Raw genomic sequence first — 25,165 nt, 5'->3', positions numbered from 1 at the left:
AAAGGAATGTTTCAGCGGTTCTACCGCAAATAGGCAAGCTTTATCGAAAAACGGCAATTATTTGATAATTAATATCTATTTTTTAATGTCTGTGAGGGTAATTCATTGTATATCTGATAATAGTTACGTGCAAAATCACCCAAATTGAGATAACCACAAGCCAAAGCAATTTCAGTTACTGTCTGTTCTGGTGATGCTTCTAATAATTCTTGTCTTACTAAAGTCATACGCATATTTCGCATAACTTGAGCTGGGCTAGACTGTCGATATTTTTTAAAACCACTGGACAAGCTTCGAATACTGATTCCAATCGCTTGTGCAATTTCAGCAATCGTAGGACTATCACGTAAATTTTCACGCATATATTGCTCGGCGCGTTCGATAAATTTAGGTGTGATCCATATTTTTTGATTTAAATCTATATTTGCACGAATTGACCATTCATTGAGAATATGCAGACCAATCATTTGTTGTAAATGTTCACCTGCTTTCTTTTTTAATTGTGCTAATGGGATTTCCGAAATACTTTTACTTAGATAGTTCAGCAAGGATAGCCAGCTTGAATCACTTCCCCCGAAAAAAGTTTTAAACTGCCACATGTGAATAGGGGCTTCATGTCCAAAATTTGCAAGTACCAGACGGGCTAAGACATCATGTGGGATCGTCAAATTCAACTGTAAATGCTGTGGATCGAAGTGCACAGCATAATCATCTGTTTGGCTACAATCTACAATAAAAGATTCACCGACGCTGGTTGTCTGCCAGTTGTTGGGAGTAATTGCATGTTTTCCATGCCCCTCTATAGTAGTCAGAAGAATAATATGACCTTTATCTTGATTCCATTGATCAAGATAAACGGGGATGCCATATTTAAAACGAGTCACAATCATATCTGCCACAGATACAGAGTGCATACTTGAATTTGGCAATAGTCCCTTACCTACAGGTTGTGCATTGTAGGGCATATAGACTTGATCAGACCAATTCTTAATTTCATCCCAATCCATTGAGATATTTTTATGTGCCTGAGGAATAATTTCTCCACGACAATCTTGAATTAAACTGTCTTGCAACATCACAACAACTCCATGTTATGAAAAAAGTAACTCTCCTAACCTAAATTTTTAGGTTGCTACTTTTTGTATTACTCTAGACTATTTCATGTTTCTGAAATTAACAAAAAACATTTTATGTGAAATGCCATGCGCTAATTTAATATGAAAGAAACAACCTGTCTATGACAGGCTGTTTCTTATGCTACTTTAATCTTTTTCAATTCAAGCTATTCGATGATTTGGGTCTTAAGGCTTAAAATGTTACGGATGTTTTACATAAGAAATTTGCCTTCAATTCAAATGATCATTAACCATGTAGGAAACTCCCAGATCTACTCCTAGAGATCATTAACAAAGAGATTAGTTAAGATGGAGAGTTTTCTGTGAGTTGAAAGTTTTCTCCATCAATACCATGTTCTTTGCAAAGATTTTCATAATGTTCTTTTGCGGATGATTCTTTTAAAAGTTTTTGTTTTAATTCAAAAACTTCAGTTTTGAGCTGTTGGATTTCTAAAAGATTTTTATTGATTTCTTCATTAAGAACTTGAAGTTTGATTATTTTTGTATCTACTTTTGCTTTAGATTTGTTGTAAGCCATGGAATTAGTATATGCATTAATTACATGTTCAATGACTATTTCTTCTTTTGCCCAGCCATTCTCATTTTTGAGATATTGAATTCGAGCTGATAGTTCTTTCTCAAAATGATACTGCTTTTTAACTTTATTTTTGTCGTTGTCATTTTTCTTAAAAGTGCGGAATTTGGCTTTTAATTTTTCATAACAGCTGGGAGTGACTTGGATTGATAAACCATTACTCAATCTTCCGATGTCAAAATTGCCTGACTGAAAATGAGGATAGATATTGATATTAGGTAAGTAGCCTTGATGGGATGTTATAACAACAAGACCTCTCGGATTTTCCGATTCCTTTTTCAGAAATTCAGCTTTAAGTAGGCTGTCTTCTAAACACCAATCTTTTAAGTAAATTTGAGGGCGTCCCATTTTTAGCTCCAATTGTTATATCTAATTAAACGATTTTAAATCATAAAAATGATGGTTAAATCGATATTAAATTATTTATGTTAATAAACATTATATATTAAATTAAAATAATGGTTATTAATCAATAATAGTTGTTTTTATGAAAAATTCCGAAAAATTGCTAAATAGACAATGGGAACTAAGGGCAATATCTATACTTATGCTAAGGCATATGGAAATTACTTTATCGCCGATTGATCGAATTATTTTTCTAAGATTATTGATCTGTTATGGAGGTCGTAGAATTTCAATATCGGACCTAAAAGCTTTGGCTAAAGAAGTGAAGGTGAATTGGTTAACATTAAAAAAATCATTAGATGTATTGGTTGAAAAAGGATTATGCGAGCAGCTAGAAGAAAAAGTTATAAAGTTGAATAAAGTACTACTACTACCGAGACAAGTAGATTATCGATGGAGCTGGAAACCATCTGATCAGTTGATTATTGCTTTGGATAAAGCAAAAGAGGGCAATCAACCCGCAGTAGGGTTAAAAGAGAATAAATCAGCTAAACAAAGTATAAAAAAAATAAGGTTTAAAAAAACTGCTTCTGAGCTTGTCGCTAGTTATCCACGATATGATTTTTTGGAAATTTTATTTGGCTTAATGTTTGATGTCAAAATTAGCCATAAGCAAAAAAATGCTGACGAGTTGATGGAACTCAATTATAAGCAGTGGCTTGTTTTAGTGAACATGGTGCTGTCTAGTGACGCTAATGGAATCGTTTTTGATGTTGGAACGTATGAATTATCTAAATGGACTGGAATGAGCCGTAATGCATTGCAACGAGCAATTGCTGACTTATTTGATATGGGAATTCTTCGCTCCAAACTAGATGGAACATTGAACAATAATTTACTTAATTCAGTTGCTCCTGTGTATTGCTTAAATCTTTCAGCTGCCATTTGGGGTGAAAAGCGGATATTTGGACATTATTACTTTTTGAAATTCCCCAATGAATATACATCTATCGTAGAACAAGCATTTAATTTTATTCAATATCTGGCTGCACTGGATCAAGCAAAAAAAGCATCATCTTCTTGCAATAGTATTGTGTATGAACTTGCCAAAGTATTCGATGAAGTTATTGATCAAACTATTCAAAGTAAACTGGGTAATGCGATTCGAGAGGAATTCAATTTTGTGAGCAAATCTGAAGAGAATTTTGGTCAGTATATACAACTTGTGATACCCCGCTTTCGTATGGGGAAATCATTATTGAATACGGATCAAGCGAATGTTGCACGAATTGATTTTTTACTCAACTATTCTATTCAGTTAATGATTTCCAATTTAGGCCAGGCAGAAATATGGCTAAGCTCGCCAATGCCAATGTCTTTGATAGGACGGTTTGATCAGTATTTAACTAAAATTAAATTACCTGAAGTCAATACAAATGTTAAATCTAATAAAGGAAATAGCCAGAAAACCCAAATGTCTTTGAAAAAGCAGCTCGTTGAAGAATCAAGAGCAAAAATCTTATTTGCCATTTGCCAAGCATTATTCCGTAGTGAAATGAAGCCTTTCATTAAAGAGGTACGCAAGTTGGAGAATTCAAAAGTTTACTTTGATCATGCAGTATTACCATTACAAAATTCGGACCTCTGTGACCGAGTTTATTTTTGTCGTTATGATGCTGAAGAGATAAAGCAGAAAAAAGAACAAGATGCCTTTCATATGCTTGAGTTTGAGCAAATATCAGTTGATCCTGTAGAGTATGCGCTTAACTGCAAAGAGTTGAATTTAAGCTTAGAGGATCAGAAGCGGTATGAGCTGTTCAATCTTAAAAATAACAATAAAAGCTAATTTCTGCCTTAACTCTCGTAAATGGATATTTGAGTAAAAATGCATGAATGCAGTGAGAGCGAAAAGTAGACTATCTTATATACAGGTCAGTTTTGTTACCCTTAGCCTGCAGACTAAGTCGGTAAATAATATTATTAATTAACTAATTATAAATCTATTCACTCATACAGATCATAGATATCTACAAAGTAGATCACGTATACATAATAAATAACTCTTCCTCCTTAGTTATGCATCAAACATAACTAAGGAATATCGACATGTTGCAATACGATCTCTCTCATCAAGCTGCTGTAATGACCGCAGTGAATAACTTTGTTGATTACCAACTAAATGATGGTTTTAACCAGACAGACTTTATTACTCACCTTTGTGTATTGATTCCTGCATTTCAGGTTTTTGACCAAGAGGGTATTGAATACTGTACTTTGCTTGCTACGTTTAAAGACGTGGTGCAATTAGTTGAAGCTCATCGAGGTGATTTAGGGATTGAAGAATATCTGACACAGTTATCATCTATAGAAATATCCAATCTTCGAAATCTATTACGAAGTCATAGGTCACAGCACTTGGCTGAAATTCGTTTGTTTAAACAGCAAGAGGAAGAGAATCAAGACCGCTTTTTAGAATATGTGCAGAGGATTCTTAACGATCATTATAAGATTTTGGTTGTGCGTGTTGATTTGGGGTATTTGAAAGAGCTTATGCCGAATATTACGGTGCAGGATTTCTATAACCATATTGAATCAATTCGTCATCTATTGAAAGACAAGAATGGCTGTTTTAAGCATTTATTAGGTTATGGGTTAGCATTAGAGCAGGGTGCAACAAAAGGCTACCATGCGCATCTGATGCTGATCTACAACGGTTCTGAGCGTTGTCAGGACTGGTACTTAGCTAATGAAGTGATTCAGAAGTGGCATGAGATAACTCAGGATTTAGGTTACGGACTCAATAACAATACCCCTGAAAAGAAAAAACAATACGCTGATCGAGGTTTATTGGGGATAGGCATGATCCATCGCAATCAGCCCTTAGAAATGCAGAATGCTTTGAATGTAGCCAGTTATCTGACTCAGCCTGAAAAGTATTTACAGCGGATGTTGATTAAGCCATTGGGTAAAAGAACTTTCTTTAAAGGAATTTACCACGAGCATGGGCGTAAGTATAAGATCAATCACCCAATATCAGCAGAAGCAGGAATTTGGTCTGAACAAGATGTAGATGACTTATTGGATGAGCAAATCGTCAATTAACTGTAAAAAAATATGGAGTGGACAGTTCTATGAAAAATTTCACTTCATAGGACTTTCCATGGACATTACACACATTGAACATCAGACTGCACCACGTTTAGAGCAAGATATACACAACTTCTTTACTCAAGTGCGATTTGGTTCACCCATCCCGCCCATGACTCATGATGAACATATTCAGAAAATCATTGAACAAACGGCTCAAGTTTTGCTGGTGTATTTTCGAGAGTGGAATGAGCTAATGTTTCATCATCGAGATTCAGATTGCAGCTTCTGGGTGACACAATTCAGAAACGCCTATTTTACCGTCTTACAGCAATTCGACTCACGTCAGCATTATTTTAATCCAACTGCCAAACATACTGCAAAATGGCTGGCGGAGCATGTATTAAATAAACTGAAACAGTTATTTGCAACGACGGGTTTTCATGAGGCTTTACATCAAAGTAATGAGCAATACGAGAAGAGAGTTGATCATTTGCGTGAGCTTTATTCAGAAGTCAGCAAATTGAGTGTAGATGCGCCTGATTTAAAATTCTATCTGAGTTATCCAGTGGGTACTGAACTGTTGCAATCAGTCGATCAAGTGATTCAATCATTTCGGGTATTTGAAAAGAAGCTAACATCCTTACCTTGGTTCCGTGCACAAGTTATATTTAGCTATTATCACTTAATTCGTGACAGTACCCGAAACTGTTACGTGATTAGATTCTACCTGACCTTTCAAAAAGTCTTTTATTGCAATGATATTGACTATTCAGTTGACCTATTAAGACTGTGGCAGGATGCCACTTATGGCATGGGTATTTTATTGCAAATTCCAGATGAAGAAACACAGCACTCAAATGGCAATCCATTCGGATTTGACCCAGATGGGCTTTTTAACTTTCCTGAGCCTAAAAACCCATTGGATGATCTTGGTGACTTGCCAGATACGGTGACGAGTGTAAATGAGCAGATGAATAAGATTTGCATCGCAACACGTGGCTTTAAAATCTTTAATGGCAAGAAATGGTGATTCTAATCCCATTAAAGTAAATCGAAATAGAGCGTCTCCTGTATCCAATCCAATGGATACGGTGGGCTTTCGAGGCGTACCTATTTTTTTACGGTGATGGACATGATATGTGCAGAACGCACGCCTTCATACCACATCGGAGTTCATCAGATGAATGCGCTAAATTCACAAACATTTCAGATCAACCAAATCTTAAACATCAAGCAATTGGTTGAAATCACCGGATTGAGTCGTGCCACCATTTATTCACTGCTAGATCCTAAATCCAAGTATTATGATGCCAGTTTTCCTCAGCAGATCAATTTAACCAGCAATCGAGTCGGTTGGATTGCACATGAGGTCAATGCATGGATTGCTCAAAAGATCAGTGAACGTAGAATGATCACAAATTGAGATAAAATTCAAAGCTATAAATGAGATTTTTGCCCCATCAGTTGTAATGCCAGTGCATAAGCAAAATCAGGAGAAATTGATTCTGCAATGAAGAATGACTGAGGTGGGGTAAAGTCTAAGACTTGTTTGTAATAAAGGGTATCTTTGCCTTTTTGTTTATCAAAGAATTTAAACTTATCCTGCGAATGTGAATATTCGAGCCCATACAGTGGGCCTCCAATACACTTCAATCGCTGCATGCACAGATTCCTTTAATAACACTAAGCACCATTATAATTGAGTGTGCTGTTTAATTCAGGTTGAAATTATAGCTTCAGTTGAAGTTTAGATGATGTTGATTATTCAATAGTCATTCTGAATCAGAAGCATAGCGAAAACACTCAATTGATTGTTCCAGTAAAAATACAACGTTGACACTTTAAATCCTGCCAATTATCCTTGACTTGCTGACCTACATTGTCAGTTGGTTTTGACAGACCATTTACACACAAGCACATCAAAAGAGTAATTTTTTGGTGGCGAACTCGTTCGTTCCTCCTCCGTTGCGGTAGGGCGAGGGAGGGACGCCTTGTGCGTGCTGATTCTTGTGTGTCAGTCTGTCAACCCTCTCTCGTTCTGCCACCATTATTTGACAGTAATTTGGTAGAGCTCTTTAATACACACAAGGAGTCCGCCATGCGTACTACATTCTTAAATACACATTCTCTTTTTTACCCCAGTACTCTCTATGGCGTTGTCGACGTCAGATAAACCGATATTTTAAAAATTTAGCATTTGGGGAACGCTCAATGAAGGCGCTTGTTCCTTTGTTGGCCTGCACATCTGAATCATTTTATCGCTGATTTGTAGATCTACTCATTCTACGGAACAGTCACATCAGAAGAAAAGGCAGAACTCCAAGAAGAACATCAAATCACCATAAGTCCAGCTTGGCGATTGCTGAGAAGTGCTTATGGACAATGAAAGAGAATGATGCACGATGACAACTAAATTAAAGTGTCTGTCTTTATGTATTTTATTGATGGGACTGAATGCCTGTTCCAGTAAAGATCAGCCTAAAAGTGATCCCGCTGTAGAAGGTCAAACCACAGAAAGCAGTGAAGCTTTGCAGAATATCACCGAAAAACCAACCGTAATTGTGCCGAAGGCGCAGATCAGCCCTGATCAAAGTCTGCAAGAATTAGAACTTTCGGATATTCCCGAACATCAAAAAATTCGATACCCAACCAGTTGGGAAATAGAGCGGATCGGAGATTCTTCACTTTATGAAAATTATGATCTGATTCACCCACAGCTCAATCTAGGTCCAGATCAAATTTTTGTGATCGGTAATCAAAATCATGATCCTCAAGACAATTATTTGTTGATTGATTTGACCAACGATGAATATTTCAAATATAGCAATAATTTGGCGATCAATCATATCCGTTATATGAAAGCCCCTCACATTGAGCCGAAGCAGGAATTTGAAAAAACACAGGACTATGAAGCACGAGTGCAACGGGAAAAGCAAAATGCGGAAAGCAAGGTTAAGGACTATGATCTGACATTACTGGAACAAGCGTTAAACCGAAGTGTTCGAGGTATTAGGTTGAACTCCTCTTATGCGTCCTATACTTATGATGCAGATCATGAACAGATGACGGTTCGATATGGACAAGATATTGGGTCTAGAGTTTTTCTGGAATCAGAAGTACTGATAAAAGTTCAACCTGAATTAGCCAAACAAATCGCTGAATATTTTGGACAAATCAAATTAGGGTATGTATTCAATTTCAAAAATAATCAACTGAGCCCAAATGGCATCTTTTTCTATTTCAATAAACCGGGCAATCTAGATCGGCGTCGCAACAATATTATAGACGTGATGTATGTTTCGCCTGTATTCAAACCACTAAGCTTTAAGCAAAGATCAGCAGTTGAACTGGAATGGCACTTTGTTGATAACGCAATAGAACAACTGAAAACCATGCCATTTAAAGATGTCTCACATGCGCCTGTATGGAATTTCAAATTTGGTCTAGAAAATTATCTTTCCCCAGAAACCCTCTTGCAGAAATATCCCAAGAAAGTCGTCCCTGTAGAACCTGAAAAATTTGATTATCTGGGGGATGGATGACAGTGACCAAATCTGCTGTTGAGTACTTTTTAAAAATAAAGAAATTTCAAATACATATTACCACGATGTAAGAGCATTCTCTCCTCAACGCTAATTGAGGGAAAGCATTCATATCTCTACATCTGAATACAATATTTAGGAGCAATCCAGAATGAACAACTTAATGAAAACTTTGGGCTTTACCGCATTACTCTCGTTATCTGCATTGGCTTTACAAGGATGCAGTTCAGGGCTGGAACCAGATACTTTTTCGGTCGAATTGAATGAAATGGTTTATGGGACATGGAACCGTCCTGCAGTGATTACGATCCGTTCAAATACAGCAGAACCGATAGAAGTGACCAATGTCACTGTGAACAACGGACAATGTACCTATATGGGATCTGATAAAAGATTTAATTTCCCACTACATTTTCAGATGGGGCAAATAGCTCGATTTCGACTGGATAAATGTAGTTTCTCTAACGTCGTACAAGTGGATATAGAAACTACCAAAGGTAGTGTAAGTTATCAGTTCAATTAATGCTGAAGCTTGAACTGTATCTCAGTTTCTAAGTGCTGAATCAAAGATAAGCTCATCAAAAACCATGCCCTTTAAGGGCATGGTTTTTTTTATGCCTGAAATTTTATGGAGTTATCGATATGCCTCGAATTTATTGTCCGATGTGTGCCAGCGATGAGATTGAAATCGCTGAACCGCATCTATCCAATCCCAATCCTTCATTGGGTCAAACCCTGCTTAAACCGCCGATGCAGAGCCTGATGCAATATATCGTGAACTATGCCGCAATGGGTATTTCAGGTGCACGCCTGATCAAAGGGCAACGTCCGATGGTCTATGTGGTCGGTGCTGTGATTGGCGGAGCAGTCGGATGTGCTGCATGTTTTCTCAATTATGTCCAAGAACAGCAACCGAACCCTATGCTGAAAGAAACCGCACAAGCCCAAATTCTGTATGAATGTCTGGAATGTGGTCATCACTTTGCAGATCGAGCTTAGTTGTACAAAAGCATCACAGACAACCCTACAAACGTTAAAACTTACAAAACCCAAAATTTACATTGAATAGGAAAAAGAACTATGGCACATCAAATTGAAAAAATGGCTTATGTCGGTCAAACCCCTTGGCATGGCTTAGGCAACCAACTCAGCCAAAACCAACCGATTGAAGTCTGGGCACAGCAGGCAGGCATGGATTGGCGAATTGAATCTTCAGATGTCAGCTATATGGCTCAAAATGAACGTGGACAAAGCATCATCATGCCTTATGAAGAACAGCGTGTTCTTTATCGATCTGATACCCATGCGCCATTATCGGTAGTGAGTCAACGTTATCAGGAAGTTCAACCTAAAGAAATTCTACATTTCTACAAAGACCTGACTGAACAATCGGGCTTTGAATTAGAAACCGCTGGGGTACTGAAAGGAGGGAAGAAATTCTGGGCTTTAGCCAAAACAGGGCAGACTTCTGCTTTAAAGGGTAAAGATGTCAGTAATGGCTATATTCTCTTAGCCACTGCTTGCGATGGTACATTGGCAACCACTGCACAATTCACCTCAATCCGCGTGGTGTGTAACAACACTCTAGCTATTGCCTTAAAAGGTCAGAACGCAAGTGCAGGTGTGGTCAAAGTCCCACACAGCACTAAGTTTGATGCGCAGAAGATCAAACAGCAACTGGGGATTTCAGTCCGTGCGTGGGAGGAACACATGTATGAAATGAAGCAACTCAGTCAACGTAAAGTGACACAAACCGAAGCGGTAGCGTATTTTGATGCCGTGTTTAACAATACCAGCTTAAGTCCAATTGAGCAGGACGAAGGCATTATTCAGTTCTATCGTAATGTCGCCACACAAGCCAACTCAGCCACGAAAGCTGAAAACAAGACTGAACCGAATGGACGTGCCATGTCCAAAGTCATGACCATGTTTAATGGGCATGGTCGTGGGGCAGAACTCAGCTCAGCTAAAGACACGGCTTATGGTTTGCTGTGCTCAATCACTGAGTTTGCGGATCACGAACGTCGTGCCATGAGTCAGGATCACCGTCTTGATTCCGCTTGGTTCGGTGCAGGCGCAGGGCTTAAGCAACGTGGACTCGAACAAGCATTACGATTGATTGTTTAAGTTTAGATTCAGGTTTGGGAACTAAGATGATCCCATGAGATCAATACGATCCTGAAAATCTCCTTGAATCCAAATACCTCTTTGCCACATCTCCAGATGTGGCTTTTTTTATGCCTAAAATTTAATAATCAGAGGAAATTTCTATGAACTCAGCATTAATTCAACCTAATCCAGCTAGAACAAATATTCATGTCCATCGCACTAAACTGATCCAGCCAAAACGCTTAGCAGAAACCAAACATATGACCCAAGCTGAATGGTTAGAAGTCAGACGCAAGGGCATTGGAAGTAGTGACTGTGCAGCAGCTTGTGGACTTAATCCCTATATGTCGATGCTAGAACTATGGATGATCAAAACAGGACGGATTCAACAAAATATTGAGGATGAAAGCGAAGGCCATGCACCTCTGTATTGGGGCAAGCAATTAGAACCCTTGGTTGCTGAATATTACAGCATGCACACTCAGCATAAAGTCCGACGTGTGAATGCAGTGCTGCAACATCCTGATCCAGACAAACATTTCATGTTGGCTAACTTAGACTATTCCGTGGTGGGCAACGCAGAGGTGCAAATTCTGGAATGCAAAACCGCAGGGGAATATGGGGCCAAGCTTTGGCGAGATGGTGTGCCGTTATACGTGCTTTGCCAAGTGCAACACCAATTGGCAGTCACAGGAAAACAAGCCGCACATATTTGTGTGCTGATCTGTGGGCATGAAATGCGCATTTTTAAAGTGACGCGTTCTGAATCCGTGATTCAACATATCGTCAATGCCGAGCGTTACTTCTGGGAATGTGTGGAAAAGGATATGCCACCTGAAGCCGATGCCAGTGAATCAGCAGCCAAAGCCTTACAGCTTTTATATCCAGAACATGTGCCACTCAGTACTACAGACTTATCCGAAGATATGCAAGCCAATCAACAGTTTGAACAATTGATTCAAGCGCGCAATCATATTGAAAAGCATCAGGAGCAATTCGATCTGCTGAAGCACCAGCTGCAAGCCAAGATGCAGGATGCTGAACGGGCAACCTTTAAAGCAGGCTCCGTCACGTGGAAAAAGTCCAAAGACTCGATCATCTTAGACAGTAAGGCTTTACTGAAACAACACCCTGAATATCTGAATCAATTTCCACAAAGCAAAATAGGTTCACGGCGTTTCAACATCTATAGCAATGACGATTGAAACAAGTTTAGCCTAAGCAGAACATTTAACCACTCAACATTAAAACATCAAACCAACATAAACATCCCATGCCTCAGCGCATGGGATTTTTTTATGCAAACTTTATTTTAATTCAAACATGAACAGAGGAAATCACCATGATTAAAGGTTTAGCCATTACACCACCGATACTCGGACGAATCAGCATTGGTAAAGTGGTCGAAAAGAATGGCAAGAGACTGCCTGAAAAGGATGACCAGTTCACCATTACCAGTCAAATTCAAGGAAAAGATGGTTGGATCAAACATCCACTCGATGAACAATTACGTACCAAAGCACCGAATCAAAAACTCAGAACCATACCAGTCCGCATGATCTTCAATGATCCTGAACTGAACTTACGTGCTGAGTACAGCTTATTTGACCGACAAACGGGTAGACCTGTCTGTGTGGGTAATGGTGAGACCTGCCAACGGCTTACCCAACAGGGTGTAGAACAATTACCCTGTCCATCGCCTGATATCTGCCTATTGGCACAGGGTGGACAATGTAAGCCCTATGGTCGTTTGCATGTCAATCTGGATGACAGTGATGAACTCGGTACATTTATCTTTAGAACCACAGGCTACAACAGTATCCGCACTTTGGCTGCACGTTTAAGTTATTACCATGCGGCATCGAATGGTTTGTTGTCCTGTTTACCGCTTCAACTCATGCTTAGAGGTAAGTCTACGACACAAAGCTATCGAATCCCAGTCTATTACGTGGATCTGACTTTACGTGAAGGCATTCATTTACAAGAGGCGATTCAAACTGCCAAGGAGATTGATCAGAAAAGTAAATTGTGTGGTTTTAATCAGGCTGCTTTGGATCAGGTAGCACGGCAAGGCTATGGCAATGCACGGTTTGAGGTGAATGCTGAGGAGGGATTAGATTTGGTGGAGGAATTTTATGTGAGTGAGAATTCTGAATTTGAACAAATACAGCCTAATTCGAAAGGAAAAAATCGACCTAAATCTAATCATGGAGAGGATTTTGTACAGGATATTCAGCAAGGTCTACAGAGGTCTGTTCAAGCTTTGAATTAGAATTTCAATGGAGGCTTAGTGTCTCCATTGAATCATACTTATTGCGGTGTTGGCGGAAGAACGATAATTCTATCATTTGGGATTGCTAAGTTTTGGGGCTTTGTTGCAGTTAGGGGCATAAATTGAATAACAGTTTTTTGCCCTATCCCTGATAGCTTTACATCAATATCTTTAAACGCTATGAATCCCTCTTCAGTGTATAGAGGATGCTGATCTTTATATTTTTCAGGTATAGCTTTGTCATAAGGTGGTTTAACTAATACCGATGAAATTCCAATATTTAGATTAGAAAACCGCATTCCTGCATCCAAAACTCTACCTGATACACCACTGAAAAGTAGCGGGATAATCAAAATAAGTACCAATAATGTCCATTTGTTTTTTTTAGCATTTTCATGTTGTTGGGTAATGGCGGGAGCATTCTCTTCTTGAGTAATATTGTTTTGTTTCAAGCGATTATCATGATAACCCGCCCATATAACCGAAAGAAAAAATGTAGTTGCTAATAAGCTCAATAGAACAGTCGGATCAGAGTCAGTTTTATGCATGATATAAATAAACAGGACACCTAAGGCGGCTAACAGAATATGAATCATGTCAGGTTTAACAAACTCAATAGGATCAGAAACCACTAAGACTCCTTTGTTCAATTTATACTGTTTATAATATTTGTGGATAATTTTAAACAGTGGTTTCAAAACATAAGTAACACATACACCAAGTGACAATAAGCACATGATCATGAAACCATAGATTAAACAAAAGCTTCCAGCAAAAATAATAAAAAGCAAGCTGTCGCTGATGGTTACTCCCATTGGGAAATAATTCAAGTTATGACAATAGAGTGTGAAGCAAAGTGCGCCTAAAAATGTGCCTAGCTTAAACAAGAGAGATAGGTATCTTGAAAAATTTTCTGCTTGCTTATTCAATTCATCTACTGTGTTTGGGGGAGTCAAAATTACTTATTCCTTAAGGATGTCTTTATGGAGCTTATTATGCTTGAGGGAAATAAGTGAAAGAATGGGGTGTTATTTAAACTACGACAATATGTGTCGTAAGGTTTTAATTTTATTAAACGGGAACTTGATAGTCAGTAAATACTCATTTTGAATCATTCAAAAGCAAATTTTTTGGTGTTTTGTATTTAAGTAACTTGGCTGAAAAAGACAGTTGTCTGCATATTAATTTTTTATGTGTTGATAATTCATAATACAGACAGATTTAGCTAGAATTGATTAATCAATAAAATTTATTGCCGGTGTATGACCTCATGGAGTATTCAGGGGTGTAGTGCAATTTCCAAACAGCATGAAACAATAATTAGTTAACCTCTAAGCATTTTATTATTCTTATTTTGTTTTTTTCATCGTGTATATTGCTACATTAGGCTTACCAATATTATCGTTCACAATACCAATAATAACCAAGGGAAAACCAATAACCAAGCTAACTTGGAGATCCGTCTTTTTAGGGGGATTACTATACTACTCATTCTAGGGCAATTCAGTATTGGCAAGGTTGTCGAAAAGAGTGGTAAGCGCATTCCTGAAAAGGATGATCAATTCACCATTACCAGTCAAATCAAAAATAAAGACAATGGTTGAGTGAACAGCACCGAGCCAAACTTATACCAGTCTTTAGATAATTGATTTGAAAAAAGTAACAGAATTTTTTTGCTTGAAAAGTGAGCAGAAGAGTCTGTTATTCCAAATGTGAAATATTTTTAGGGAGTTAACATTTTTAGTCCGAGTCCATGTCATTCATACAATATAAGCCGTATAAGGTTTGCATGATTTGTAATATTCGCATATCGCTAAATTGATAAAAAATTTGTTTACCTTCACGGCGTGTCGATACCATTTTACTTTTTCTAAGTATCGTAAGTTGTTGGGACAATGTTGGTTGGTATACTTGAGCGGTTTTTTCAATTTGTTGAACATTCAGTTCACCATCGACTAAGACACATAAAATTTTAAGACGATCAGGATTCGATAAGACCTTTAGGCAGTCAGTGACAAGATCGACTTTTGAAAGATCTATTTTCATTTTTAATTGATTGGTATTCATAAACGCATCCTAAAAATCATCTTATTATTATACAAAAAAATAAAGTAATACTTGTATATTATTTAATTATATAATATTAATAAGTATATTGTTTGGCGCGATTTGAATTGTATGTATGACTATTTGATTTCCTTTATGGGTGGATTATTGCTAGGTGCAGCTGTAGTTGGCTACCTATATGTACATGGTCGTATTGCCGGAATTAGTGGATTAGTTGCACAAATTCTAAACCCTCAAACGATATTTAAGACACCTGCTCTTTGGTTTATGTCAGGTTTGATCATTATACCCTTCATTTATGGGCGATTTGTTCAGCCAGAAATTGAATTGAATGCCAGTCCGTTGATGATGATCATTGCTGGGCTATTGGTGGGTTTTGGGACACGCCTAGGTTCAGGCTGTACCAGTGGTCATGGCATTTGTGGAATCAGCCGCTTATCTAAACGTTCGATCCTAGCCACCATGATTTTTATGTTCGCTGGATTTGTTACGGTTTACATGATTCGCCATGTCACAGGAGCTTTCTAAATGAAGAATTTTCTGGCTTTCATTTTCGGCGGTTTATTTTCTACAGGTTTGATGCTTTCAGGGATGTCTAATCAAGAAAAAGTTCTAAACTTCTTAGATTTGTTTGGTGATTGGGATGCAAGCCTAGCTTTTGTAATGATTGGGGCGATTATGATTGCAATTATTCCTTTTCAAAAGGTGGTACGCAGTCAGGCACCTAAAACCGTATTTAATGAACCAATTGAATTACCTAGCAATCATAAAATTGATTTTAAACTGATCTCGGGCAGCCTTTTATTTGGTATTGGTTGGGGGTTTGCTGGGATATGTCCTGCACCCAGTTTTACCTTGATTGGTCTTGGGCATTATCAAGTTCTGTATTTTATTGTCTCGATGTTTGCAGGCGTCTTGCTTCACCGTAAGTGGACAGGAGCTTAATCATGTCAAATTCACCTGTTGTAAAAGATTTTTTTCATGAAGATACTAATACGTTCAGTTATGTGGTGAGTGATCCAGCCACTAAGTCATGTGCAATTATTGACAGTGTACTGGACTATGATGCTGCATCAGCCGCAACTTCTACCACACATGCCGATCAGATCATTACCTATGTCAAAGCGCAGGGTTTAACAGTCGGGTGGGTCTTAGAAACCCATGTTCATGCCGATCATTTAACTGCTGCACAATATCTCAAAACCCAATTAGGCGGAAAAATCGCCATGAGCCAGAGAATTGCTGCGGTACAAGAGACCTTTGCTGCTATCTATCATTTGGATATCAAACAGTGGAATACCCAACAATTATTTGATTATTTGTTTGATGATCATGAGCAATTTCTAATTGGTTCAATCGAAGCATATAACATCCCGACTCCTGGACATACTCCAGCCTGCTTAAGTTATGTCATCGGTGATGCCGTGTTTGTGGGCGATACTTTGTTTATGCCAGATTATGGTACGGCACGCTGTGATTTCCCGAAGGGAAGCGCATCAATTCTTTTTGATTCAATACAAAGCTTATATCAATTGTCTGAGAAAACACGTGTATTTCTCTGCCATGATTATTTGCCAGAAAAGCGCGATACCTATATGTGTGAAACGGATATTCATACTCAAAAAAATCAGAATATCCATATTCACGATGGCACGACCAAAGATGATTTTGTTGAAATGCGTAATAAGCGCGATGCGGGTTTAAGTATGCCCAAACTGATTTTACCTTCGATACAGATCAATATGAAAGCAGGACAATTCCCTGAACCCGAAGAGAATGGTGTTTCTTATTTAAAACTTCCACTGAATTACTTCAAATAGGCAAATTTTAAGATTAAACAACAAATTTTGTTTAATTGGTTTGGTAATAGAGGGGGCAGTAGCGATGTGGATGCTAATACTTGAAGGACTGGCCATCGGTGGTTTGCTTGGGTTAACCGGTGCTGGTGGCGGCATTCTGGCTGTACCCGCACTGATGGCAAGTCAAGGATGGACGGTCGCACAAGCTGCACCTGTTGGCTTGCTTGCAGTCACTCTATCTGCCTTGGTTGGAACATTTGAAGGCTTATTTAAGAAGATAGTACGCTATCGGGCTGCACTTTGGATTGCACTGATTAGCATTCCTTCAGCACGTTATGGTGTGCATCTGGGAGGAATAATTTCTCCTGTATGGCTTACCTTGGCATTCAGTTTAGTCATGCTCGTGGTTGCTTACCGGATTTTTTTTAAAAAAGTGAATGACCATACAGGTGTGCTGTGTAAAGTTAACCAAACAACTGGTCGTCTGATTTGGAACATGAAAACTGCATTGTCTCTCGGCGCCATTGGTGTCGTGGCAGGTTTATTGACTGGTTTGCTTGGGGTAGGTGGGGGATTCGTGATTGTTCCAGCACTGAGTAAAGTAACTGATCTTGATATGCGCAGTATTGTTGCGACCTCGTTGATGATTATTTTCCTGATAGGTGGTGTCAGCATTTCAGCTCATATTTTAGATGGTTTTCAATACCCCGTTTCGGTCACGCTGACTTTCGTTTTAGCTTGCATGGCTGGGATGTTGATTGGTCGAAGTTTGATGCCTTTAGTTAAGAATAGTCAAATCCAAAAGGTTTTTGCCATAACTGTCATAAGCGTAGCATTTTATTTAATTTCTACAGTCATCATAACTTAATACAAGCAAGAGATTAGAGCCAAATTTAAAAACTGTATTTTAAAGACATGAATATTTAATCAGAGACCAGATTTCTAAAGATCGGAAGAGGTAAAGAGTAATGAAAACAGCAGAACAATTAATTTCAATGGCAAAAAACCGAATTCAAGAAGTGACGGTCGCAGACTTACTTGAAGCCATGAAAAACCATAAAACCATTTTGATTGATGTTCGGGAACCAGATGAATTTCAGGCGGCAGCGATAGACCGAGCCGTGAATTATCCTCGTGGTGTTTTAGAAATGAGAATTCACCAGCATCCTGTGGCGAGCCATCATTGCGATACCTTGCAAGCACTAGAACATCTTAAAGATCAGCCGATTTATTTGATTTGTGGGACGGGTGGTCGATCAGCTCTGGCTACAGATACTTTACAGAATATGGGATTTACTCAGGTGAAATCTGTTCAGGGTGGATTCCAAGCATGGCTAGAGCAGGGTTATCCAGTAGAGAAATAACTAGATTTCTATTTTAAGTCTAACTTAAGTTTATGGACATTCAAGTGAGAAAATCATGAAGTACAAAGAATTAACTCAAAATATTTCAGGCAGTTTAAAAACATTAGCGCAGGATTCTCCTGATTTAATGAAAAGTTTTAATCAATTGTCACAAGTTGCAATGCGAGATGGTGTTATTGATCCTAAAATAAAAGAACTGATTGCCTTAGCGATTGGTGTTGCAGCACGATGTGATGGATGTATCGGTTTTCATGTCAGAACCCTAGTCAAAATGGGAATGACATTGCAAGAATTAGAGGAAGTGCTTGGTGTTGCAGTTTATATGGGGGGCGGTCCTTCATTGATGTATGCCGCTAATGCATTGGAAGCATTTAAAGAATTCACAGCTTAATTTTTTCAATCATTGGGAAAAGATATGAATCAGCATTGGGATAATCTTTATTCGCAAACACAGGATCTGTATGGCATTTCGCCCAATCATTTTATTCAACAGATAGCAGATCAGATTCCAATTTTGGGAAAAACTCTTGCTATAGCAGAGGGTGAGGGGAGGAATATCCTTTATTTGGCTAATAAAGCGAAACAGCAAAATGATTCATTTTCAGCAGAAATATGGGATTACTCAAAAGTTGCTTTGCAACACTTATCTGCAAAAGCCCAGCAAGCTGGTTTTGACTTCACACTTAGAAATATTGATCTCAATGATGTCGAATGGCCAAGAGAGTGTTATCAAAATGTGATGTGTGTGTATGGGCATTTTGACGAAAATACTCAATTCAATGTTCTCACTGGGATACGTCAAGCATTGACAAACAATGGCTGGTTTATTGGAGAGCTTTATTCTAAAGAGCAGATCGATTATCAAACCGGTGGTCCGAAAGATATTAACTATTTGTACGATCCAATGTCGTTTCTTTCAGTATTTAAAAATGATCATCTTTATCATTTTTATGTGGGAGAACAAGAACGTCATGAAGGCAAGTTACATAACGGAAAATGTCATGTAGTTCAATTTGCAATTCAAGTGAAGAAATAGGGTCTAAAAAGTTTCAAGCACGAGTATGGCTCACATGCTCATTTTATAAAAAAGAGAGGTTTATGATGTCAACACGTTTTAATAATAAAGTGGCTTTAGTTACAGGTGCAGGTTCGGGTATTGGGCGAAGCACAGCATTGCTTCTTGCTCAACAAGGGGCAAAAGTTGTTGTTTCAGATATTAATCTTGATGCGGCTGAGAAAGTTGTAGCTGAAATTATAGCTGCTGGCGGTCATGCTGTTGCGAATAAAACAGATACATCTCATTCTGAGGAAATGAAGCAAGCTGTTGAGTTTGCCGTGGAAAGCTTTGGGGCTCTGCATTTAGCATTTAATAATGCGGGTATTTTAGGTGAAGTCAATCCGATTGCTGAGTTGAGTATTGACGCTTGGCGTAGAGTCATCGATATTAATTTGAATGCTGTTTTCTATGGGCTGCATTATCAGATTCCAGCATTACTTAAGTCAGGTGGTGGAGCAATTGTTAATACCGCATCAATCTTAGGTTTAGTCGGGACAAAGAATATTTCAGGATATGTTGCAGCGAAGCATGGTGTGACTGGTCTGACAAAGACTGCATCATTGGAGTACGCTGATCAAGGTATACGCATAAATTCTGTTCACCCAGGTTATATCCAAACCCCATTAATTGGAGAATTTGAGGAATCAGAATTAGTGAAACTTCATCCAGTGGGTCGATTGGGTAAACCAGAAGAAGTTGCGCAAGTAGTGGCTTTTCTATTATCTGATGAGGCTTCATTTGTGACCGGCAGTCAATATACTGTTGATGGTTCTTATACTTCACAATAATAAATGAAATAAGAAAACCCTGCAGATGCAGGGTTTTCTTATTTTGTTCATGATAAATTACAGCTTCTATCAAGACTTTTATTTGGTTGAAATTAAACTGCAGATAAATTGTTCTGGTTCAATTTCTGCTGTTACCATAACATGAACACCAATATTTCTGAGTTTTTCTCGTAATCGATCGCCCATTCCCGTAGTTACGAATATATCCATAGGTAGCAGTTTTTCGAGTACTTCACCAGACTGGGAAAAGGATTGCTCCTTTTCAACTTCGATAAGTTGTTTGTCAGTCACTTCTCCATCTTTTAATTCATATTTCCAGAATTTCCGACATTTTCCCGCATGGGGAGTAATATGACGCCGGTTCTGAGATGTGATCACAATAAACATGAAAATTTCTCCAAACTGATGCGGTTACCTTTTTGCATTGCAGGTTCGTACCAGTTCTTAACTATTTATAAGTTGCTAATAAAAGCTATTCACAAATCTAGCTAATTGTTTTAAGCAAGATTTTCCAATACAAACTGAGGTGACTTTATAAACAGTTTGATTAAAGCCTGCGCCGAACTTGAAGGATGCCGGACACCTCTTTCCCAACTTTCTAATGTGCGAGCTGAAATGCATAATTTAGCGGCCAGTTCTGTCTGGGAGATGTTTAGTTCCTGTCGGATCTGGACGATTTGCTGTGCTAAATCCAGATAATAGCCGCTAATAAATTCATTTTGATCAGGTTGAGTATGATCATTTTTAAATAGATTCATTATGGTCTCTTCCGTATCGATATATCGGAAAATAGTAATAACTCTTTAAAATATTCCGAAACTGATTGGAGGTGTTGGAGAGAACAAAACTAGTTTGGTTATACTAAGCCTCATAATTATCCACTCCTATTCGGGTTATCGTGACTAGAGATGTAGATATTGAGCTGTGTGCTTGGTCTGCAAAGCTAACTCTAATATAGCTTATGTCATTATGTGGTGAACCAAGTACACAACACAGAAACAATACATTTCTAATTTATTGTGTAACTGCTAAGCAGGTGGAGGGGGAGCACGGCTTTCAGGAATCAGAAATTCAAGAGCATTTAGGGCAGGTTTATAAAAAATTGTTGTCTTAGATAGCAGAAGTAGAGTTCGTATTCTAATCAATACTGTTCTATGTTTTGTATCAACTAGAGGCAGAGTAAAGCTATGTACTAAACAAAATTGACAATAGTCATCAATCTGTGAATCTTTATTCTGCTGATGGTGATTTTGTAAATTAATAAAATGATGCGTATGAGTTTGTCTCATCCCATTAGCATGATCTTCATACAAACCTAGTTTGGTTAATGGAGATTGTTGAGTAGTATGAGCACCTTTTAAGTACAGTGCATTGACAACAGTATTACACACCCGAAAAACAGAGTATTTTTCGGGTAATAAAGGCTGTAGAAACACTATAATCTGTAATAAAATTGCTATTAAACCTAGCAATCTTCCCAATTTGACGAGCACGTAAATACTCTTCAATAGAAATTGAATTTTTATAATATATTAAAACATATAATTTTAAAAATAAAATATGATGTAAGTTGTTGGTTAGAAGAGATAAATGTAGATTATCAATTTTAATTTACTTATCTTTAGATAAAGTACATAGCGAAGTTGACAGGAATTACTGCTTTTCAAAACTGGGAATATATTATATATTTGTATAATGAAAATCTGAGTAAATAACTAAGGATTTATCTGTAAATTTCTTAATGTTTTTTATTTTGTATCTCCCCCTTGTTGTGCAATTCTAGTCGAGAGAAAAATTGCTGAAGAGAAGTGGACTATTTATTGCATTTGCTGCAATACTTTTGCAAATAGCAGTATATTTACAACCTCTTTTACCGGAAAAATTTCATATTGCTCCGGTATGCATGTCCATTACTCATAATCTTCTTTCAGCAGCTAATCATAAACATGTGCATTCAGTTTATCTTGAACTGCTACAAGATTTTGTACCTCAGCATTCTCACGATCACAATGAACACCATCATCAATGTCAGTACTGCACTGTATATGGGGATTTAGTACTCCCATTTGACTTGAGAGTTGATCATGTTTTAGATCGCATTCAGGTGAAACTAAAGTTTTATCAGTCTTTCTTCAAACATGTCTATTTTAGTTTACAGAAGCTGTATTTGCAGCCACAAGGCAGAGCACCTCCTTTGACTCTTTAGAACACGATTGGTCATGACAAATAGTTGATCTGTTTGTACTACACAATATTTTAAAGAGTTTTAATCATGAAAATTCAGCTTTCACTGTTTATTAACAGTGTAATGTATTCGTTCGTATTTAAAAATGTAGATAGAGTATCTAAGGTCTACAATTTATCTTTGTGCAAGGCGGAAAATATCTGGCTCGGCAGTTTCGTCTATCCAGTTAAAATAGCATTTCTACCGTATTCCCAATGTTCAATCTATCACTGGGAGGTAGTATGAATTTAGGTTTGACTGCGTTAGAACTGGCGCGTATTCAGTTTGCATTTACTGTATCTTTTCATATCATTTTCCCTGCTATTTCAATTGGATTAGCTAGTTTTTTAGCTGTTCTCGAATGGCGCTGGCTACGTACACAAAATCCTGTCTATAAAGATTTATTTAAGTTTTGGATTAAAATCTTTGCAGTGGCCTTTGGAATGGGGGTCGTCTCTGGCGTGGTGATGAGCTACCAATTTGGGACCAATTGGAGTGAATTCTCTAGAATTGCAGGAAGTATCACGGGGCCATTATTAACCTATGAAGTTTTATCAGCATTTTTCTTAGAGGCTGGTTTTCTTGGAATTATGTTATTTGGTTGGGGGAGAGTTGGACCAAGAGCACATTTTTTTGCCACGTTAATGGTTGCAATAGGAACGTGTATTTCAATGTTCTGGATTCTGTCTTCAAATAGTTGGATGCAGACGCCTACTGGTTTTACGATTGAGAATGGAATCATTATTCCACAAGATTGGTTAGCGATTGTTTTTAATCCTTCATTTATTTATCGATTGTTTCATATGGCTGTAGCGGCCTTTCTTGTTACGTCACTTTTGGTTGCAGCAGTAGCAGCATTTCACCTATTAAAAGGCCGACGAGATGATTTGGTGAAAAAGTCTTTTTCAATGGCATTGTGGATGCTTTTATTCCTTGCACCTGCTCAAATTTTAATTGGTGATATGCATGGTCTGAATACCTTGCATCATCAGCCTGCTAAATTAGCTGCAATTGAAGGACATTGGGAAACAAATATAGATGAGGGCATGCCTTTATATTTGTTTGGAATACCAGATATGCAGGAAGAGCGAACAAAATATGCAATTGGAATTCCAAATCTTGGCAGTTTGATCATGACACATAGTCTAGATGGACAAGTTAAAGGTCTAAAAGAGTTCGCACCTGAAGATCGCCCGAATTCACTCGTGATTTTTTGGAGTTTCAGAATCATGGTGGGATTAGGTGTATTGATGGTTTTACTTGCTCTCGCAACGCTTATATTGCGTAAAGGCGGAAAACTTTATGAGCATAAGTTATTACAACGATTTGCTCTTTTAATGGGACCAACTGGATTTATAGCTTTGTTAGCAGGTTGGTTTACCACAGAAGTTGGCAGACAGCCTTGGGTTGTTTATGGGATTTTGCGAACCAAAGATGCATTATCGCCTGTTTCCGCTGAACAGGTTGGCCTCTCCCTTGTTCTCTTTGTCTTTGTTTATTTTATCGTTTTTGGCATCGGAATCTATTACATGTTGAAGCTCATGCATAAAGGTCCTGAGTTTATCTATTCTAATCAAGATCATACTGATATTGCAGTTCTGCAAGCTTCAAAAAGACCATTAAGTAGTATAGATGATGCGATAGAGCAAACAGGAATAGAGAATAAGCAGCGAGGAGATAAACATAATGATTGATTTGTCTTTAATTTGGATTGTGATAATTGCCATTGGTGTTTTTGTTTATGTGGTTTTAGATGGTTTTGATTTAGGCATTGGAATTTTATTTCCTTTCATAACCTCGAAAGAAGAACGAGATGTCATGATGAACACCGTCGCACCTGTATGGGATGGCAATGAGACTTGGATGGTTTTAGGAGGAGCTGCACTCTATGCTGCATTCCCAGTTGTGTATTCTGTAGTTTTATCGGCTTTATATATGCCAATTATTTTAATGCTGATCGCTTTAATTTTCCGTGGCGTTGCGTTCGAATTTCGCTTTAAGGCGAATAAAACCAAGAAATTATGGGATAAAGCTTTCATTTATGGTTCAGTGTTGGCAAGCTTTTTTCAAGGTGTCATTTTAGGTGCGTATATACAAGGTATTAAGGTAGAAAATCATATTTATGCTGGAGGTGGTTTAGATTGGCTAACAGCTTTTTCAATTTTTACAGGCATAGGTGTTGTTGTTCTTTATGCGGCACTAGGTTGTGGATGGTTAATTTTTAAAACGGAATTAGATCTACAGGCTAAAATGTATGGTCTCATGCCAAAATTAATTTCTGTTCTGTTTTTGATTTTTGGGGCGGTTAGTATTTATACACCATTAACTCAACCAGAGATAGCAATTCGATGGTTTAGCCAACCCCAACTGCTTTATTTTAGCCCTGTTCCAGTTTTGGTTGTTGTGCTAACGGGACTAATATTACGTGCTTGCAAAAAACGTTATGAGCTTGCTCCATTTATTTACAGTCTCGCATTGGTATTTTTAGCTTATACAGGGTTCATTATCAGCTTATGGCCAAATGTCATTCCTCCATCAATAAGTATTTGGGATGCTGCTGCTCCTGAAAGTAGTCAATTATTTGCCTTAATTGGAGCGCTAATTCTCATCCCGATTATTCTTGTTTATACAGGTCTATCATATTGGGTATTTAGAGACAAAGTACGTGTTGGTGATGAGGGGTATCATTAAAAATGAAAGAGATATATACGAAAAAAGACAGTAAACTTTCTCAGTTGAAATGGTTTTTTCTATTGTATTTACTCGGTTTTTTAATTTTATTTTTCATTGCTGGAGTT

Annotated in this window: 29 protein-coding genes; 21 read left to right on the top strand and 8 right to left on the bottom strand. The window is 37.8% G+C overall.

Going from position 1 to position 25,165, the window contains the following annotated elements; translation table 11 throughout:
* Positions 1-68: 68 nt before the first annotated feature.
* Positions 69-1,076 carry a helix-turn-helix domain-containing protein gene (locus RFH42_RS00940; RefSeq protein ID WP_120374428.1) on the bottom strand — a complete coding sequence of 336 codons (1,008 nt, stop codon included), beginning with the start codon at positions 1,074-1,076 and terminating at the stop codon, positions 69-71.
* 343 nt (positions 1,077-1,419) lie between these two features.
* Entirely contained in the window at positions 1,420-2,058 is a 639-nt protein-coding gene (locus RFH42_RS00935; RefSeq protein WP_120374429.1) for a hypothetical protein, read from the bottom strand.
* A gap of 139 nt (positions 2,059-2,197) precedes the next feature.
* Here RFH42_RS00935 and RFH42_RS00930 point away from each other — a divergent pair, with 139 nt between their 5' ends.
* The 4 genes from RFH42_RS00930 (at position 2,198) to RFH42_RS00915 (ending at position 6,568) form a co-directional block, all read left to right on the top strand.
* Positions 2,198-3,901 (top strand): hypothetical protein, encoded by a 1,704-nt coding sequence (locus RFH42_RS00930; RefSeq protein WP_308973650.1) that lies wholly within the window; start codon positions 2,198-2,200, stop codon positions 3,899-3,901.
* A gap of 260 nt (positions 3,902-4,161) precedes the next feature.
* Positions 4,162-5,157 (top strand): YagK/YfjJ domain-containing protein, encoded by a 996-nt coding sequence (locus RFH42_RS00925; protein ID WP_308973649.1) that lies wholly within the window; start codon positions 4,162-4,164, stop codon positions 5,155-5,157.
* Positions 5,158-5,215: 58 nt separating this feature from the next.
* On the top strand, positions 5,216-6,175 hold the full coding sequence (locus RFH42_RS00920; protein ID WP_308973648.1) for a hypothetical protein: 960 nt from the start codon (positions 5,216-5,218) through the stop codon (positions 6,173-6,175).
* A gap of 150 nt (positions 6,176-6,325) precedes the next feature.
* Positions 6,326-6,568: a helix-turn-helix transcriptional regulator gene (locus RFH42_RS00915; protein ID WP_120374432.1), complete on the top strand. Its 243-nt coding sequence runs from the start codon at positions 6,326-6,328 to the stop codon at positions 6,566-6,568.
* Positions 6,569-6,582: 14 nt separating this feature from the next.
* Here RFH42_RS00915 and RFH42_RS00910 read toward each other — a convergent pair whose 3' ends face one another.
* A complete protein-coding gene (locus RFH42_RS00910; RefSeq protein ID WP_308973647.1) occupies positions 6,583-6,807 on the bottom strand; it encodes a hypothetical protein in 225 nt (74 codons plus the stop codon).
* 740 nt (positions 6,808-7,547) lie between these two features.
* On the opposite strand from RFH42_RS00910, the gene RFH42_RS00905 reads away from it, so the two are divergent.
* The 6 genes from RFH42_RS00905 (at position 7,548) to RFH42_RS00880 (ending at position 13,068) form a co-directional block, all read left to right on the top strand.
* Positions 7,548-8,687 (top strand): hypothetical protein, encoded by a 1,140-nt coding sequence (locus RFH42_RS00905; protein ID WP_308973646.1) that lies wholly within the window; start codon positions 7,548-7,550, stop codon positions 8,685-8,687.
* Between the two features lie 151 nt (positions 8,688-8,838).
* The gene (locus tag RFH42_RS00900) at positions 8,839-9,210 is read left to right on the top strand and encodes a hypothetical protein (RefSeq protein WP_308973645.1); all 372 of its coding nucleotides are present in this window, start codon (positions 8,839-8,841) and stop codon (positions 9,208-9,210) included.
* Between the two features lie 239 nt (positions 9,211-9,449).
* On the top strand, positions 9,450-9,686 hold the full coding sequence (locus RFH42_RS00895) for a hypothetical protein (RefSeq protein WP_308973644.1): 237 nt from the start codon (positions 9,450-9,452) through the stop codon (positions 9,684-9,686).
* A gap of 81 nt (positions 9,687-9,767) precedes the next feature.
* Entirely contained in the window at positions 9,768-10,814 is a 1,047-nt protein-coding gene (locus tag RFH42_RS00890) for a DUF932 domain-containing protein (protein WP_308973643.1), read from the top strand.
* A 143-nt stretch (positions 10,815-10,957) separates the two neighbouring features.
* Entirely contained in the window at positions 10,958-12,001 is a 1,044-nt protein-coding gene (locus RFH42_RS00885; RefSeq protein ID WP_308973642.1) for a YqaJ viral recombinase family nuclease, read from the top strand.
* Positions 12,002-12,138: 137 nt separating this feature from the next.
* Entirely contained in the window at positions 12,139-13,068 is a 930-nt protein-coding gene (locus RFH42_RS00880) for a recombination directionality factor (RefSeq protein ID WP_308973641.1), read from the top strand.
* Positions 13,069-13,106: 38 nt separating this feature from the next.
* On the opposite strand, the gene RFH42_RS00875 is transcribed toward RFH42_RS00880, so the two are convergent.
* Positions 13,107-14,024, bottom strand: a complete 918-nt coding sequence (locus RFH42_RS00875; protein ID WP_308973640.1) for a hypothetical protein — start codon at positions 14,022-14,024, stop codon at positions 13,107-13,109.
* A gap of 784 nt (positions 14,025-14,808) precedes the next feature.
* The gene (locus tag RFH42_RS00870) at positions 14,809-15,135 is read right to left on the bottom strand and encodes a metalloregulator ArsR/SmtB family transcription factor (protein WP_308973639.1); all 327 of its coding nucleotides are present in this window, start codon (positions 15,133-15,135) and stop codon (positions 14,809-14,811) included.
* A gap of 111 nt (positions 15,136-15,246) precedes the next feature.
* Between RFH42_RS00870 and RFH42_RS00865 the strand changes: the two genes are divergently transcribed.
* The 8 genes from RFH42_RS00865 (at position 15,247) to RFH42_RS00830 (ending at position 20,143) form a co-directional block, all read left to right on the top strand.
* Complete coding sequence (locus RFH42_RS00865) at positions 15,247-15,663, top strand: YeeE/YedE family protein (protein ID WP_308973638.1); 417 nt, start codon at positions 15,247-15,249, stop codon at positions 15,661-15,663.
* On the top strand, positions 15,664-16,080 hold the full coding sequence (locus RFH42_RS00860; protein ID WP_308973637.1) for a DUF6691 family protein: 417 nt from the start codon (positions 15,664-15,666) through the stop codon (positions 16,078-16,080).
* A 2-nt stretch (positions 16,081-16,082) separates the two neighbouring features.
* Positions 16,083-16,955 (top strand): MBL fold metallo-hydrolase, encoded by an 873-nt coding sequence (locus RFH42_RS00855; RefSeq protein ID WP_308973636.1) that lies wholly within the window; start codon positions 16,083-16,085, stop codon positions 16,953-16,955.
* Between the two features lie 64 nt (positions 16,956-17,019).
* Positions 17,020-17,802, top strand: coding sequence for a sulfite exporter TauE/SafE family protein (locus RFH42_RS00850; RefSeq protein WP_017395158.1), 783 nt, complete (start codon positions 17,020-17,022; stop codon positions 17,800-17,802).
* A gap of 100 nt (positions 17,803-17,902) precedes the next feature.
* The gene (locus RFH42_RS00845) at positions 17,903-18,298 is read left to right on the top strand and encodes a rhodanese-like domain-containing protein (RefSeq protein ID WP_004859470.1); all 396 of its coding nucleotides are present in this window, start codon (positions 17,903-17,905) and stop codon (positions 18,296-18,298) included.
* Positions 18,299-18,353: 55 nt separating this feature from the next.
* On the top strand, positions 18,354-18,689 hold the full coding sequence (locus tag RFH42_RS00840) for a carboxymuconolactone decarboxylase family protein (protein ID WP_067671848.1): 336 nt from the start codon (positions 18,354-18,356) through the stop codon (positions 18,687-18,689).
* A 24-nt stretch (positions 18,690-18,713) separates the two neighbouring features.
* Complete coding sequence (locus RFH42_RS00835) at positions 18,714-19,334, top strand: methyltransferase domain-containing protein (RefSeq protein WP_308973635.1); 621 nt, start codon at positions 18,714-18,716, stop codon at positions 19,332-19,334.
* A gap of 62 nt (positions 19,335-19,396) precedes the next feature.
* The gene (locus RFH42_RS00830) at positions 19,397-20,143 is read left to right on the top strand and encodes an SDR family NAD(P)-dependent oxidoreductase (protein WP_308973634.1); all 747 of its coding nucleotides are present in this window, start codon (positions 19,397-19,399) and stop codon (positions 20,141-20,143) included.
* A gap of 78 nt (positions 20,144-20,221) precedes the next feature.
* Here the strand turns inward: RFH42_RS00830 and RFH42_RS00825 are convergent, their stop codons facing one another.
* From RFH42_RS00825 to RFH42_RS00815, 3 genes are all read right to left on the bottom strand, one after another.
* Positions 20,222-20,530, bottom strand: a complete 309-nt coding sequence (locus RFH42_RS00825) for a NifB/NifX family molybdenum-iron cluster-binding protein (RefSeq protein WP_308973633.1) — start codon at positions 20,528-20,530, stop codon at positions 20,222-20,224.
* Between the two features lie 110 nt (positions 20,531-20,640).
* A complete protein-coding gene (locus RFH42_RS00820) occupies positions 20,641-20,901 on the bottom strand; it encodes a helix-turn-helix domain-containing protein (RefSeq protein ID WP_308973632.1) in 261 nt (86 codons plus the stop codon).
* Positions 20,902-21,171: 270 nt separating this feature from the next.
* Positions 21,172-21,636, bottom strand: a complete 465-nt coding sequence (locus RFH42_RS00815; protein WP_308973631.1) for a hypothetical protein — start codon at positions 21,634-21,636, stop codon at positions 21,172-21,174.
* Positions 21,637-21,938: 302 nt separating this feature from the next.
* Between RFH42_RS00815 and RFH42_RS00810 the strand changes: the two genes are divergently transcribed.
* From RFH42_RS00810 to cydB, 3 genes are all read left to right on the top strand, one after another.
* Complete coding sequence (locus RFH42_RS00810) at positions 21,939-22,349, top strand: DUF2946 domain-containing protein (protein WP_308973630.1); 411 nt, start codon at positions 21,939-21,941, stop codon at positions 22,347-22,349.
* Positions 22,350-22,609: 260 nt separating this feature from the next.
* Positions 22,610-24,061, top strand: coding sequence for a cytochrome ubiquinol oxidase subunit I (locus tag RFH42_RS00805; RefSeq protein WP_308973629.1), 1,452 nt, complete (start codon positions 22,610-22,612; stop codon positions 24,059-24,061).
* Complete coding sequence (cydB, locus tag RFH42_RS00800) at positions 24,054-25,058, top strand: cytochrome d ubiquinol oxidase subunit II (RefSeq protein ID WP_308973628.1); 1,005 nt, start codon at positions 24,054-24,056, stop codon at positions 25,056-25,058. Before RFH42_RS00805 ends, cydB begins: the two co-directional genes overlap by 8 nt.
* Positions 25,059-25,165: the final 107 nt, after the last annotated feature.

Origin of the sequence: Acinetobacter rudis (assembly GCF_031157835.1) — a bacterium.
Taxonomy (GTDB): Bacteria; Pseudomonadota; Gammaproteobacteria; order Pseudomonadales; family Moraxellaceae; genus Acinetobacter; species Acinetobacter rudis_A.
The sequence above is the reverse complement of the archived record's forward strand: the minus strand, read 5'-3'. Positions and strand labels throughout refer to the sequence as shown.